Source organism: Bradyrhizobium ingae (assembly GCF_055791185.1).
The window spans coordinates 45,695-58,160 of record NZ_JBVUBB010000013.1; the positions used below are offsets into that span (position 1 = coordinate 45,695).

General features: G+C 63.0%; 16 protein-coding genes. 10 read left to right on the forward strand and 6 right to left on the reverse strand.

The window, feature by feature from the left end; genetic code table 11:
* Positions 1–65 precede the first annotated feature (65 nt).
* Positions 66–1,406 carry an RtcB family protein gene (locus tag ACV1FX_RS20120; protein ID WP_473119293.1) on the reverse strand — a complete coding sequence of 447 codons (1,341 nt, stop codon included), beginning with the start codon at positions 1,404–1,406 and terminating at the stop codon, positions 66–68.
* Positions 1,407–1,555: 149 nt separating this feature from the next.
* On the opposite strand from ACV1FX_RS20120, the gene ACV1FX_RS20125 reads away from it, so the two are divergent.
* Genes ACV1FX_RS20125 through ACV1FX_RS20140 form a run of 4 tightly spaced genes read left to right on the forward strand, consistent with a single transcriptional unit; the run spans position 1,556 to position 3,474 of the window.
* The gene (locus ACV1FX_RS20125; protein ID WP_473119294.1) at positions 1,556–1,903 is read left to right on the forward strand and encodes an ArsR/SmtB family transcription factor; all 348 of its coding nucleotides are present in this window, start codon (positions 1,556–1,558) and stop codon (positions 1,901–1,903) included.
* A gap of 11 nt (positions 1,904–1,914) precedes the next feature.
* On the forward strand, positions 1,915–2,448 hold the full coding sequence (locus ACV1FX_RS20130) for an SRPBCC family protein (RefSeq protein ID WP_473119295.1): 534 nt from the start codon (positions 1,915–1,917) through the stop codon (positions 2,446–2,448).
* A gap of 34 nt (positions 2,449–2,482) precedes the next feature.
* Complete coding sequence (locus tag ACV1FX_RS20135; RefSeq protein WP_473119296.1) at positions 2,483–3,223, forward strand: DUF899 domain-containing protein; 741 nt, start codon at positions 2,483–2,485, stop codon at positions 3,221–3,223.
* A complete protein-coding gene (locus ACV1FX_RS20140; protein WP_473119297.1) occupies positions 3,220–3,474 on the forward strand; it encodes a hypothetical protein in 255 nt (84 codons plus the stop codon). The genes ACV1FX_RS20135 and ACV1FX_RS20140 overlap by 4 nt, the downstream gene beginning before the upstream one ends.
* Positions 3,475–3,542: 68 nt before the next feature.
* On the opposite strand, the gene ACV1FX_RS20145 is transcribed toward ACV1FX_RS20140, so the two are convergent.
* Positions 3,543–4,868 carry a vWA domain-containing protein gene (locus tag ACV1FX_RS20145; RefSeq protein ID WP_473119298.1) on the reverse strand — a complete coding sequence of 442 codons (1,326 nt, stop codon included), beginning with the start codon at positions 4,866–4,868 and terminating at the stop codon, positions 3,543–3,545.
* 1,134 nt (positions 4,869–6,002) lie between these two features.
* Here ACV1FX_RS20145 and ACV1FX_RS20150 point away from each other — a divergent pair.
* From ACV1FX_RS20150 to ACV1FX_RS20160, 3 genes are all read left to right on the forward strand, one after another.
* Complete coding sequence (locus ACV1FX_RS20150) at positions 6,003–6,662, forward strand: DUF429 domain-containing protein (protein WP_473119299.1); 660 nt, start codon at positions 6,003–6,005, stop codon at positions 6,660–6,662.
* Positions 6,663–7,048: 386 nt separating this feature from the next.
* Positions 7,049–7,195, forward strand: coding sequence for a hypothetical protein (locus ACV1FX_RS20155; protein ID WP_473119300.1), 147 nt, complete (start codon positions 7,049–7,051; stop codon positions 7,193–7,195).
* 130 nt (positions 7,196–7,325) lie between these two features.
* Complete coding sequence (locus ACV1FX_RS20160) at positions 7,326–8,030, forward strand: glutathione S-transferase family protein (RefSeq protein WP_473119301.1); 705 nt, start codon at positions 7,326–7,328, stop codon at positions 8,028–8,030.
* Between the two features lies 1 nt (position 8,031).
* On the opposite strand, the gene ACV1FX_RS20165 is transcribed toward ACV1FX_RS20160, so the two are convergent.
* The 3 genes from ACV1FX_RS20165 to ACV1FX_RS20175 form a co-directional block, all read right to left on the reverse strand.
* Positions 8,032–8,814, reverse strand: a complete 783-nt coding sequence (locus tag ACV1FX_RS20165; protein ID WP_473119302.1) for a sulfite exporter TauE/SafE family protein — start codon at positions 8,812–8,814, stop codon at positions 8,032–8,034.
* Positions 8,815–8,817: 3 nt separating this feature from the next.
* Complete coding sequence (locus tag ACV1FX_RS20170) at positions 8,818–9,450, reverse strand: TetR/AcrR family transcriptional regulator (RefSeq protein ID WP_473119303.1); 633 nt, start codon at positions 9,448–9,450, stop codon at positions 8,818–8,820.
* Positions 9,451–9,639: 189 nt separating this feature from the next.
* The gene (locus tag ACV1FX_RS20175; RefSeq protein WP_473119304.1) at positions 9,640–10,011 is read right to left on the reverse strand and encodes a tRNA-binding protein; all 372 of its coding nucleotides are present in this window, start codon (positions 10,009–10,011) and stop codon (positions 9,640–9,642) included.
* A gap of 103 nt (positions 10,012–10,114) precedes the next feature.
* Between ACV1FX_RS20175 and ACV1FX_RS20180 the strand changes: the two genes are divergently transcribed.
* Entirely contained in the window at positions 10,115–10,474 is a 360-nt protein-coding gene (locus ACV1FX_RS20180) for an ArsC family reductase (RefSeq protein WP_473119305.1), read from the forward strand.
* Here the strand turns inward: ACV1FX_RS20180 and ACV1FX_RS20185 are convergent.
* Positions 10,471–10,608, reverse strand: a complete 138-nt coding sequence (locus ACV1FX_RS20185) for a hypothetical protein (RefSeq protein WP_473119306.1) — start codon at positions 10,606–10,608, stop codon at positions 10,471–10,473. The genes ACV1FX_RS20180 and ACV1FX_RS20185 overlap by 4 nt on opposite strands.
* A 348-nt stretch (positions 10,609–10,956) precedes the next feature.
* Between ACV1FX_RS20185 and ACV1FX_RS20190 the strand changes: the two genes are divergently transcribed.
* Together ACV1FX_RS20190 and ACV1FX_RS20195 are read left to right on the forward strand one after the other, a co-directional pair.
* Positions 10,957–11,712, forward strand: a complete 756-nt coding sequence (locus ACV1FX_RS20190; protein WP_008551999.1) for an ABC transporter ATP-binding protein — start codon at positions 10,957–10,959, stop codon at positions 11,710–11,712.
* Positions 11,705–12,454 carry an ABC transporter ATP-binding protein gene (locus ACV1FX_RS20195; protein ID WP_473119307.1) on the forward strand — a complete coding sequence of 250 codons (750 nt, stop codon included), beginning with the start codon at positions 11,705–11,707 and terminating at the stop codon, positions 12,452–12,454. The genes ACV1FX_RS20190 and ACV1FX_RS20195 overlap by 8 nt, the downstream gene beginning before the upstream one ends.
* Positions 12,455–12,466: the final 12 nt, after the last annotated feature.

Here is a 12,466-nt window from a genome sequence, read left to right on the forward strand (position 1 = left end):
GAAGATCGCCGGAAGCGAACGGCACAAACGAAGTGGGAGGCATCGCCTCCCACTTACTGTTTGCATCAATCCTTCCAGGGATCGAACTCGCCTTCGCCGGCCATGGCGACGGCGAACGGCCGCAGCGTGTGCAGCACCTTCACGGTGCCGGCATGCTGCGCGAGCACCTCGGGCAGGCGCCGGTAGGCCATCGGGCTTTCATCGAGGTCGGCACCGATCAGGGTGACGCCGCGCTCGTTCAGCCAGCGGTCCATCTCCTCGCGCGTGAAGCGCCGCTTCGCCTCCTTGCGTCCGAACAGGCGGCCGGCGCCGTGCACGGTCGAGTAGAGCGAAGCCTTCGCCTCTGGACTGTCGACACCTTCGAGGATGACGGCGTCGTCGCCCATGGAGCCGCCGACGAATCCCTTCTGACCGGGGAAGGCCGGCGTTGCGCCCTTGCGCACCACCCACAAGTCCCGGCCGTTGTGCGTCTCGCGCCAGGCATAGTTGTGGTGGTTGTGGATGCGCTCGGTAACGCTGCCGCCGATGATCTGGCGGACGCGCTCCACGACCCACTCGCGGTCCGCATAGGCATAACGCCCGGCGAGCTGCATTGCCGCGATGTAGCGGCGGCCGAGCTCGGAGTCCTCGTCGACGACGGCGGGTGGGACGTTCATGCCGTCCTTGCCGCCGGCGGCCTTGAGATAGCGCGTCGCCGAAGTATGCCCGAGACCGCGGCTTCCGAAATGGACGCCGATCCAGACAAAGCCGTTCTCGTCGCGCATCAGGTCGACATAGTGGTTGCCGGACCCGACCGTCCCGAGCTGCGTCACGGCCTTCTGCCGATACGCCTCCATGTCGCTCTCGCGCCAGGCATCGCCGTCGTCGAACAGCTCGTGCTCGGCGCGCTCGGCATTGGCCCGGCCGATCCCGAAGGAGATCGTCTTCGCGACGTCGCGGATGATCGTAGGCACGAGGCCTGCGATGTCCTTGAAGCGCGTATCAAGGCGCGCGGCCATGTTGCCACAGCCGATATCGAAACCGACGCCGGAGATGCTGATTTGCTTCTCATAGGCGATGACCCCGCCGACCGGCTGGGCGTAGCCGAGATGGCCGTCGGCGCAGATCACCCCGGACACGACATTGCCAACCGCCATGCAGTTGCGCATCTGCGCCACGGTCGCCTCGTCGTGCTCGCCGAAGATCTTCAGCGGCGCATTCTGATAGCGCGCCTCCTGCGGGCGAAGGTTGGCGATCTCGCTCGCGGCCGCACTGGTCTCGCGGGCAAGATGCTCCTTCCGCGCGGCATCTCGATAGAGACACCAGGCGGGCTGGCCGCGTCCTTCGCCGACGCGCGAATCCGGATTCACGCCGGCGGCGAGGCACAGTTCGCGGGCACGTTCCTGGTAGGGGTCGGGTCGTCGCATGGTCTTGCTCCTACTTCATTCCGCGCGCGCCGTCCGGCTCGCGCGGGTCATTGCCGGCTGGCTCGAGTCGTTCGAAGCCGCCGGAACTCGGCCAAAAATAATTAAACCGATTGGTTGACAATCGGGGCCGGACGCGTATGTTTAACCACATGGTTGAACAATTTGCGCATCTCGACGCCGTTTTTCATGCCCTCGCGGATCCAACCCGACGGGCAATGCTTGGACATCTGGCGGAACGGGAGCTCACGATCGGGGAGCTTGCGACACCGTTCAGCATGAGTTTCGCGGGTGCCTCCAAGCACGTTCGTGTGCTGGAGAATGCAGGCCTCGTCACACGCACGATCCGCGGCCGTACCCATCTGTGCCGGCTGCAGGCCGCGCGGCTCGCGGAAGCCGATGCCTGGCTGCGACGTTACGAACGCTTCTGGAACGACAGGCTCGACTCGTTGGAGGCGCTGCTGCGCGCCGAAGACGAAGCGCAGGCAAAGAAGAAGTGAGGAGTAGAACGATGGATGCAACGACCAAGCCCGATGCCTATGGCGTGCTGACCGAACCTGCGACGTTGAGGATCCAGCGCCTGCTGCCCGGACCGATCGAGCGTATTTGGGCCTATCTCACCGACAGCGAGCTTCGCCGCAAATGGCTGGCGGCGGGCGTGATGGAGACGAGCGTCGGTGCGCCCTTCGAGTTCGTCTGGCGCAACGATGAGCTCAACGATCCGCCAAGCAGGCGCCCGGACGGCTTTCCCGAAGAGCATCGGATGCTGAGCCGGATCACCGAATGTGATCCGCCGCGAAAGCTTTCGATTGCCTGGAGCAACAGCGGCGACGTGACCTTCGAACTGGAGCCGAAGGGAAAGGGCGTTGTGCTCACCGTGATCCATCGTCGTCTGCCCGACCGCCCGACAATGCTCAAGGTCGGTGCCGGCTGGCACATGCATCTCGACATTCTGGTCGCGCGCATCTCCGGCGAGGAGCCGGCGCCGTTCTGGGATGGCTGGGCTCGGCTCCAGCAGGAATATGACCGGCGTCTGCCGGCCTGACGGAACGCACCATACAACAAACAGGAGGCTAGCTATGCAGACTCATGTCGTTTCGGCGCAGGAGTGGGAAGCTGCGCGCCAGCGGTTGCTCGTCAAGGAGAAGGCTTCAACCCGAGCCCGTGACGCACTGGCCGCTGAGCGGCGGCGGATGCCGTGGCTCGCGGTGGAGAAAAGCTACGCGTTCGAGGGACCGGAGGGCAAAGCGAGCTTGCTCGACTTGTTCGCGGGCCGCCGTCAGCTCATCATCTACCGCGCTTTTTTCGAGCCGGGTGTGTTTGGCTGGCCCGATCATGCTTGCCGCGGCTGCTCCATGGTGGCCGACCAGGTCGCCCATCTCGCTCATCTGAACGCACGCGATACCACGCTCGTGTTCGTCTCGCGTGCGCCGCAGGCGGACATCGCGCGCCTCAAGGCGCGGATGGGATGGGAGATACCCTGGTACACGATCACGGACAGCTTCGACGCCGACTTCGGCGTGGGCGAGTGGCACGGCACCAACGTGTTTTTCCGCGACGGCAGCAAAATCTTCCGCACCTATTTTCTCAACAATCGCGGCGACGAGCAGATGGGAGGTACCTGGAACTACCTCGACATCACCCCGCTCGGCCGGCAGGAGGTGTGGGAAGATTCGCCCGAAGGCTATCCTCAGACGCCGACCTACAAGTGGTGGAACTGGCATGACAATTACGAGGCGGGTGCGGCGCCCGACAAGAGATGGGTCGAGGTATCGGACGCCGGAGAGGCGGCGTTCCGGAAACAGAGCGCAAAGTCGTGAGCAAGACCGCGGCGATCGGCGCGGCCAATTGGCTGCGCCTCGCGGCCGCGCCCACTTTCGGGACCATGGCGCTGCTGACGGCCGCGCTCGGCGGCGGGTCGCCGGATTTGTTGTGTTCGACTGCGGGGACGTCGCCGTTCGGTGGAATGGTCCCGATGTACCTGCTGATGAGCGCCTTCCATTTGGCGCCCTGGCTGAAGTTGATCGGCAGTCGCGCCAGGCTGTCTCGCGCGGGTGAACGCGAAGCGTAAGAGCGCAAGCTCGTAAAACCGAGTGATCCGGGCGCGGCAGGCCGCGTCCGGATCGTTCGTATGACGCATCAGTGCAGCGTCGCCTCCGATGCCGCGATCCACGCGACTACGGACTCCGAGAAGCCGTTGACGCGAGTCCAGCCGTCGTGGCCGACGCCGTGCTGATACGAGGCGATATTGACCAGCGTTCCCCGCGCCGCAGGGTCCGGCACGCGGTCGTGGCTCTGGTCGTCGGTGAAGACGATCAGGCGGTCGCCCTTGCGGTCGATCTCGGATACCGCCTTGCCGAGATAGGTCCCGCTATGGGCCTGCGAGTTGATGATCGCATCCCTGAGCGCAAAGCCGCGGCGCGGCGGGACCTTCACGACTTCATTGCTGAAGGTGAAGATCTCGACCTCATCGCAGATCTCGCGGGCGAGGATCGCAAGCCCGCACGCCGCCTCCGCGCGCGTCATTTCCGACTGTGCGGAGAGGGCCGCGAACATCGAGCCCGACACGTCGATCAGGAGTCGCGTACGGCCGGGCAGCCGCACATGGTCCTTGATCGACTTCAGCATCGCACCTTCGAGCTCGGGCTCGAAGTCCGGGGCATAGCGCGCCGCCGTGATGAAGCGATAGGGCAGGATACGATCCGTCCGCATCGCCTCGATCGCGCCCGCGATCACCTCGGGCGGCACCTGCGCATTCTGCAACAGGCGCAGATTGCGCAGCAGGGCCATGCCGCCGAGCTTCTTCTCGGCGATCAGCCGCTCGAAGCTCTCGCGCTTGCTCTTTCCGGCCGAGAGCGAGACCTCCCAGGTGTCGGGGGAGGCGAGCTCGCCATCGACGAGCTGCTTCCACACCTTCTCCTGCGCGGCGTCCTTCGGCTTGGCGTGCACCAGGAACAGCACGTCCCTGATCCGCACCGCGCCGTCGCGGTCGTACTTGGCGAGCTGATAGGCGTCGAACCTGGTCAGCGCGCGGGCAAGTCCCTTCTTGATCTGCGCGGAGATCGGCTGGCGCTTGCGCTGCTGCTGCGGGCCGAGTGCGTCCGCCCAGTAGATCGCGAGAAGCTCCGTCATCTCGTCGGGACGCTGGATCACCTGCGCGAGCGTGTCGGCAACGAGGGCACGATGCTTCTCGCTACGCGCCATCTCGCGAACCACGAGGAGCGGTGCATGCCGCAGCTTCATGGCTTCGCGCGCCTCGATCGCGAGCTGCGCCACGCGGGCAGGAGCGACCTTTGGCACGAGCGCCTTGATGCGGTCGGCGATCGCAACGCCGTCCTCGTAGAACTGGTCCTCCCAGAGGAGGCAGTTCATCAGCGCGCGCTTCAGCTCCATCTCGGGCGTGAAGCGTGTCGCACGCGCGCCCTCATGCGTGAAGGCGCGAACGATCTTGTTGAGCCTGACCATGACGGCCTCCTCTTGAGTTGATGATGGATGGAAACGGGTGCCGGGGAACAGACGAGAGCTGAACCGCCCTTGCGGGCCAGACGTGCTCTACCACTGAGCTACGGACTTGCGTCCGGGAGGATTCGAACCTCCGACACCGAAGTAACAGCGCTCTTCACCACCGGCGGTGGGGACGAGAATGACACGATCCGGGAACAGGCGATGCTGAAACCCCAGCTTGCAGCTTACCCTGCAAGCCGGGTAGCGCTCTGGCCACTGAGCTACCGGTGCATGGTACACCGGGCGGGATTCGAACCCGCGACCTCTCGATTATCAGTCGAAGTAACAGCTATCTTCACCACGGATCGTGATCAGGTTGGCGGGGAACGGGCGATGCTGTGAGTCTGAGCTACGGCATTTCAGCCGGCGGGATACGAACCCGCGACCTCCGTTCCGGCAAACCAGCACGGCGCTCTACCCGATGTAACAGTCATCTTCATCACCGCCAGGCCTGTGCATTTGCATCGGCCCTTGATGGGTACGCTGGGGAACGGTTGATATCGGCTTGTTGGGATGGTGCGTAGCGTTTTTCCTCACCCGCTCTTCCATCGTGCGAAGTATCCGACGTCTTCACCACCAGCGTCGGTTGAGCCGCGAAGGTTCGCGGCAAACCGGACTATGAAATTCTTGATTGCGGCGCTGTCGACGCGCCGCTGCTTGCGAACCCTTGCAAGGTTCGCTCTGCCATCGGTGTCCGGCTCATCGCCTCGTTCCCTCCGGCAGGCCCCGCGCGCTTGGGCGCGCGCCTCTCCAGCGCGAGCCCCGGGATCCGGGTCTCCCGTTCCGGCCATGCCGGGATGTTCGAACGGGCCGCGCGGCGGGCAACAAAAAACCCTCCGGAGCGGCTGGCTCGGGAGGGTCCGTGAGAAGCGGACTTTCGATCTTGCGGTCAGGCGAGATCGCTCCCATGAGCCGGGCATGCGCTATCGATCGGTCCGAGACCGTTCGACAGTCGTGCAAATCTTTCGTAGCGATGGTTCATCGGCGGATTCATGGTCCTTTCGCGGACGGAAGTGTTCGCGAGGGCGCGGGACATACGCCCGCAACCTGCGGATGTCAAGCGTGCTCGAAGACGTGCAGCAGACGGAAGAGAGGATGCCAAGCTATCTCGGCCTCGACGGCTTTCGGTTCGGCTGGGTCGCAGCCTGGATCGACGGGCGCGGCGATCACGGTTTCGACTGTGCGCCGGAGCTCACGCGCTTGCTCGCCATCCCACACAAGCGGGCGATGATCGACATGCCGATCGGATTGAAGATGAGAGGCTATCGCGTCTGCGATCTTCGCGCACGTGAACTGGTCGGCGCTGCCGTCTTCCTCGGCGCGCGTCGCAATCTCTGGACGTTCGCGGACATGGCAGCCGCGAACCGGCATTATTGGGAGCAGGGTGACAAGGGCGTGTCGTGCCAGCTCTGGAACATCAGGGACAAGATCAAGGAGCTCGACGACGTCATGACACCGGAGCGTCAGATGACGATCGGCGAAGCGCATCCGGAGTTGATCTTCTGGACTCTCGCGGGCGAGCGCAGGCTGGAACGAAAGACGTCAACGACCGGGCGCGAACAGCGCATCAAGCTGCTTGAGCAACAGGGCTTCGCCAAACTCCGGAAATGGCTGACACAGCGTCACGGCACCGGCATCGGACGTGACGATCTGATTGACGCCTGTGCTTGCGCGATCGCCGCGCGCGACAGCACCAGATGCCTCGATGGTGAAGATCCTGATCCGCGTGGGTTGCGGATGGAGATCAACTACTGAGAGCGATCAGCGCCGTCATCTCCGGTGCGGACGGGACGCGCAGGGCGCTGCTTGAGGTGCTGCCGAAGTTGATCTTCCTGGTGCTCCAGCCTCGAAGCTCTGTGTTCATACTCCTCAGCCATTGCCCGCAGCCGTCGCGCGGCTTCGTTGTGGGTGAGGTCATCCGCGACCCGGCGACAACGTCCGGCGTGATCCAGCAAGGCGCGCTTTTCGATGTTCATCATCCGACAACGCGGGCGTGGCTCAATGGTCCCTCGCTCTGACCTTGGAATAGAGCGCCCGCGCAGTGTTCGAGGCGGGAAAGAGTGGCAATCTTTTCCTGGGAGTAGGGAACTTGGTGAATGCACCGACGTTTAGAGATCAAGTTTTGCTGAGGGACAAATGCAATGAACGATGTCAGCCAATTGGCGACCGCGATGCTTGCGATCGCCTTTACGGCGATGCTGCTGGTGACGGGGCAATGGTTCATGGAGTATCGGCTGCAACATGAGGCGATGGTGCCGAGCGCGGCGATGATGACGTTGCCGCCATAGATGCGTCCGACAGGCTCGCGCCGAACTTCGTCGTCATGATCGGAACGTGCAGGTGGCATAGCTTGTGATCTTGCGTTGTTCTGCGCCGCGCCTAGATTAGATGCGCTTCAAACACGCATCCAAGGTCCTGATGTCCGATCTCTCAGTCTTCCCCATCACCAAGCGTTGGCCCGCGAAGAATCCCGAACTCCTTCAACTCTACTCCCTGCCGACGCCGAACGGCGTCAAGGTTTCGATCATGCTTGAGGAGATCGGGCTGCCTTACGAGGTCCATCTCATCGATTTCGGCAAGGATGACCAGAAATCGGCGGAATTCCTTTCGCTCAATCCGAACGGCAAGATCCCGGCGATCCTTGATCCCAACGGCTCCGGCGGCAAGTCGCTGCCGTTGTTCGAATCCGGTGCGATCCTGCAATACCTCGCGGAGAAGACCGGCAAGCTTCTGCCGCAGGACGCGGCGCGCCGCTACCAGACCATCCAATGGGTGCACTTTCAGATGGGCGGCATCGGGCCGATGTTCGGCCAGGTCGGCTTCTTCCACAAATTCGCCGGGAAGGATTTTGAGGACAAGCGGCCGCTCGAGCGCTACGTGGGCGAGTCGAAGCGCCTGCTGGGCGTCATGGAAACGCATCTCGCCGACCGGAAATGGGTGATGGATGAAGAGTACACGATTGCCGACATCTCCATGCTGGGCTGGGTCCGCAATCTCGTCGGTTTCTATGGCGCGGGCGAGCTCGTCGAGTTCAATAAGTTCAAGGCGGTCGCGGCCTGGCTCGAACGGGGACTTGCGCGCCCGGCCGTGCAGCGCGGGTTGAACATTCCGAAGCGGCCGTGAACTAGCTCAGCGCCTTATGGGTCATGTAGAGCGCCATCAATGCGACGAGCCCTATCATGACCCGTCGCAACACTGATTTGCTCACCCCATTGGCCATGCGTGCGCCGAGATCGGTGCCGATCCAGAGGCCGGCAAGGATGCCGAGGATGGCGGGCCAGCCGACCATGAGCCCCTTGCTCCAGTAGATCCAGGCTGCCGGAACGTTGGTCGGGATGACCGAGAAGACGAGGCTGACGAGTTGAGCCTGATGCTGCGGCACGCGAAGGCCCGCGGCGAGGCCGACCGTGATCGCGAGGCCGCCACCGATGCCCATGAAGCCGGAGGAAAAGCCGGCCAGCGCGCCGATGAGGAGCAGGGGGAGCGCGGGCAATGTGTCGGGATTGCCGACCTCGCCAACGGCGTCCTTGCGGTCACGCCGCAGAACAAGCGCTGCGATCAGCGCAATGAGGTAGACGACGTAGGTCCATTGCAGGACTGAGTCGGATACCGCGGCCGCGGCATAGCCGCCGCTCGCGCCACCCACGAGAAATCCGATGCCGATCCAGGTGATCCATTGCAACGGGCTGCGATTGCCGCTCTGCCAGTAGCGGCGCACGCCGGCGAGGCCCGTGGGAGGCACCTGGGCGATCAGCGAAGTGCCTTGGGCGATGTGCTGCTCCGCGCCGAGCAGCAGCACGCAGAAGATCACGAGACCGCCGCCGGGGCTTGTGCCCATGAAGCCCGATGTCAGCCCCCCGACGAGGCCAACGCCGACACCAGCAAGCAGGTCATGGATCGCGGACATCGTTCAGGCCTTGGTCCTTCGTTTGACATCGGGTTTGGTCGTACGGAAGCCGTCGATCACGCCAGTGACGGCCGCCATGCAGGATTTGATGTCGAGCTCTTCGCCCCAGCATTTTTGCAGCACAAAGCCTTGGAAGATCGCGATCAGCAGGCGTGCGATCGCATCCGCGCCGAGATCGCGCTTGATGAGGCCATCGTGCTGGGCGCGCTCGACCAGCGCGGCGATCAGCGCGCGCGGCATGTCGATGCCTTCGACGACGCTGACGCGGACTCGGCGGTTGCGCAGGGCTTCGGCCCAGCCATGGATTCCGACACGGCGGCGCGCCTCGCCGGCGGGATCGGTGAGCCATTGCGCGTAGGCGCGGACCAGCGCCTGCAATCGTTCCAGCGGATCGCCGGACCCTTGCGCGACCGAGTTGATCACGGCCTCGCGGCGATGCCGGTCGTCGGCCAGCGCTTCGATGAGATCGTCCTTGCTCTGGAAGTAGAGATAGACCGCGCCGTGACTCAGCCCGGACCGTTTCACGATGTCGGCCATGCCGGTCTGGTGGAAGCCGTTTTCGGAGAAGCAGGTGAGGGCCGCCTCGAGAATCTGCTGGCGCCGGCTTTCACGCTGTCTCTCGCTGATCTTCGGCATAGCGGCTTGCTCACAGAATAACTGACGAGCTGATCGTTTGAGTTGGAAGTCCTCTTTAATTCGATCTCATCTCAGCGTAATAAAAAACGATCAGTCAGTCATTTTTAACGCGAGCAAACGGCGACGTCAAGTGATCGGGGGGGCGTCGTCTCGCATCGGAAGACGATGTTGGCTGATGGATTGAGGTGGCTAGAACAGCCGGCCGCCGTTCGGCACGGGCTTGCCCGGCTGCATCAGCACGACTTTGCCTTCAGCGTCGGGGAAGCCGAGCGTCAAGACCTCGGAAACAACCGGCCCGATCTGGCGCGGAGGAAAATTGACGACGGCTGCAACCTGCTGTCCCACCAGCGTTTCGAGCGGATGATTTTCGGTGATTTGTGCCGAGCTCTTGCGGACGCCGATCACCGGGCCGAAGTCTATCCACAATCGCCAGGCCGGCTTGCGCGCTTCGGGGAACGGTTTTGCGTCGATGATGGTGCCGACGCGGATGTCGACCTTCAGAAACGTGTCGAAGTCGATGGTCGGCGCCGCGGCGGCGGCGGAATCGTGATTGACGTGCATGGTGAAATCCGTGTGGCGAACTTGGCTGCCGAATATTGTGGGGTGCGCCGTAGTTTCGTACAACGCCAATCATCGTCACGCGACCCATGCATGAGGAGCAGCCTTGCCCACCACCATTTATGGCATCAAGAACTGCGACACCATGAAGAAGGCGCGCGCCTGGCTGGATTCCAACGGCGTGTCCTATGATTTCCACGACTACAAGGCCGTAGGCGTCGAGAAAGAGAAGCTCAAGGCGTGGACCGACAAGGTCGGCTGGGAGACGCTTCTCAACCGTGCCGGCACAACGTTCAAGAAGTTGCCCGAGAGCGACAAGGAAGGCCTCAACGAGAAGAAGGCCCTCGCGTTGATGCTGGCGCAACCCTCGATGATCAAGCGGCCGGTGCTCGAGACGGCCGGCAAGCTCCTTGTCGGGTTCAAGCCGGATGTCTATGCCAAGGAAGTCGGTTCCAGGAAGCGCTAAAAGGCGAGCAAAGGTGCGCGTAGCTTCGAGCCCGGCATCGCGTCACTTCCGCGCATCAGTTTCTTGATCTCGAAGCTGCCGTCGTCGCTGATCGTCTCCACGGATGCGATGATGCGGGTGATCTCGAAGTCCAAACGATAGTCCCGCGAATGCAAACACGCGGATGATCCAGCGCGCGGTAAGGTTTTCCATGCAGGGCTGACCGAGTCTGCGAAAGACCGTTAACGACGGCTTGATGACGGATGTCTTGCGCGCAAGATCGTCGGCGGGTGCGACATCGATGCTTCGACTAAGGGAGCATCTATTCCGTAGTCGACGGCTCCGCCTGCTCAGCTTTCCGCCTTGCCTAACCCCCGTCACCTCCGGCATATTCCGCGGCCGGAGGCGGCGTTCCGGAAAGGACTCCAAGACTTCCGGAAAGCCGATTGCAACAAGCAAAGCCACGCGCGGCCTGCGCGTCGCGCGGGCAGGGGGAAATTTGTTTGGCCGATGAGTTCATTCTTGAAACGGAAGGGCTGACCAAGGAGTTCGCGGGATTTTTCGCCGTCCGCGACGTCGCCCTCAAGGTCCGCCGTGGGAGCATTCACGCGTTGATCGGTCCGAACGGGGCCGGGAAGACCACGTGCTTCAATCTCCTGACCAAGTTCCTCAAACCGTCTGCCGGAAAAATCCTCTACAAGGGTCAGGATATCACCGCGATGGCGCCGGCCGACGTCGCGCGCATGGGATTGGTGCGCTCGTTCCAGATCTCGGCGGTGTTTCCGCATCTCACAGCGCTGGAAAACGTTCGTGTTGCCCTTCAGCGCCAGCACGGCAGCTCGTTCGATTTCTGGCGCTCCAAATCCGTGCTCAACCGCTTCAACGATCGGGCGCGCGAGCTGTTGAACGATGTCGGCCTCAGCGAGTTTGCCAATACGCCCGCGGTCGAGATGCCCTACGGGCGTAAGCGCGCGCTCGAGATCGCAACCACGCTCGCGCTCGACCCCGAGATGATGCTGCTGGACGAGCCGATGGCCGGTATGGGCCACGAGGACATCGACAAGATCGCGGCGCTGATCAAGCGCATCTCCGCGAAATATACCATCCTGATGGTCGAGCATAATTTGAGCGTCGTGGCCAATCTGTCCGACATCATTACCGTGCTGACGCGTGGGCAGGTGCTTGCGCAAGGCCACTATAGCGAGCTCACCAAGGACGAGCGCGTCAAGGAAGCCTATCTGGGAGCCGGTCATGCCTGACACAGCGATCGCCGAGGCACCGGCAAGGGCTGCGACGAGCGGTGGTAACATCCTCCAGGTGCGCAACCTGGAGGCTTGGTACGGCGAGTCTCACATCCTTCACGGGATCAATTTCGACGTGAACGCTGGTGAGGTCGTCACGCTGCTCGGGCGCAACGGCGCCGGCAAGACGACCACGCTGAAGTCGATCATGGGCATCATCGGCAAGCGCGCCGGCTCGATTCGTTTCAACAGCCAGGAGATCATCCGCGCGACGTCCGACAGGATTGCTCGGATGGGCATTGCCTTCTGCCCCGAGGAGCGCGGCATCTTCGCAAGCCTGGACGTGCGCGAGAACCTCTTGCTGCCGCCGATCGTGCGGGCAGGGGGGCTATCGCTCGACCAGATATTCGAGCTGTTTCCGAACCTGAAGGAACGTCTCAACAGCCAGGGAACAAAGCTCTCCGGCGGCGAGCAGCAGATGCTGGCCATCGCGCGCATCCTGCGCACCGGCGCGAGCTTCCTGATGCTGGACGAGCCGACGGAGGGTCTGGCGCCGGTCATCATCCAGCAGATCGGCCACACCATCGCGCGGCTGAAGAAAGAGGGTTTTACCATTCTCCTGGTCGAGCAGAACTTCCGCTTCGCCTCGACCGTCGCCGACCGCTATTATGTCGTAGAGCACGGCAAGATCATTGACGGATTTTCCAATGCGGAGCTTGCCGCCAATATGGACAAGCTCCACGCCTACCTCGGCGTCTAGAACCGCCAACGA

What these genes read in the sequence shown, in the direction of transcription:
- ACV1FX_RS20195 (WP_473119307.1), top strand. Translation starts at nt 11,705, where the DNA reads ATGCCTGACACAGCGATCGCCGAGGCACCGGCAAGGGCTGCGACGAGC.
- ACV1FX_RS20155 (WP_473119300.1), top strand. Translation starts at nt 7,049, where the DNA reads ATGAACGATGTCAGCCAATTGGCGACCGCGATGCTTGCGATCGCCTTT.
- ACV1FX_RS20145 (WP_473119298.1), bottom strand. Translation starts at nt 4,868, where the DNA reads ATGGTCAGGCTCAACAAGATCGTTCGCGCCTTCACGCATGAGGGCGCG.
- ACV1FX_RS20120 (WP_473119293.1), bottom strand. Translation starts at nt 1,406, where the DNA reads ATGCGACGACCCGACCCCTACCAGGAACGTGCCCGCGAACTGTGCCTC.
- ACV1FX_RS20175 (WP_473119304.1), bottom strand. Translation starts at nt 10,011, where the DNA reads ATGCACGTCAATCACGATTCCGCCGCCGCCGCGGCGCCGACCATCGAC.
- ACV1FX_RS20160 (WP_473119301.1), top strand. Translation starts at nt 7,326, where the DNA reads ATGTCCGATCTCTCAGTCTTCCCCATCACCAAGCGTTGGCCCGCGAAG.
- ACV1FX_RS20165 (WP_473119302.1), bottom strand. Translation starts at nt 8,814, where the DNA reads ATGTCCGCGATCCATGACCTGCTTGCTGGTGTCGGCGTTGGCCTCGTC.
- ACV1FX_RS20135 (WP_473119296.1), top strand. Translation starts at nt 2,483, where the DNA reads ATGCAGACTCATGTCGTTTCGGCGCAGGAGTGGGAAGCTGCGCGCCAG.
- ACV1FX_RS20125 (WP_473119294.1), top strand. Translation starts at nt 1,556, where the DNA reads ATGGTTGAACAATTTGCGCATCTCGACGCCGTTTTTCATGCCCTCGCG.
- ACV1FX_RS20130 (WP_473119295.1), top strand. Translation starts at nt 1,915, where the DNA reads ATGGATGCAACGACCAAGCCCGATGCCTATGGCGTGCTGACCGAACCT.
- ACV1FX_RS20170 (WP_473119303.1), bottom strand. Translation starts at nt 9,450, where the DNA reads ATGCCGAAGATCAGCGAGAGACAGCGTGAAAGCCGGCGCCAGCAGATT.
- ACV1FX_RS20150 (WP_473119299.1), top strand. Translation starts at nt 6,003, where the DNA reads ATGCCAAGCTATCTCGGCCTCGACGGCTTTCGGTTCGGCTGGGTCGCA.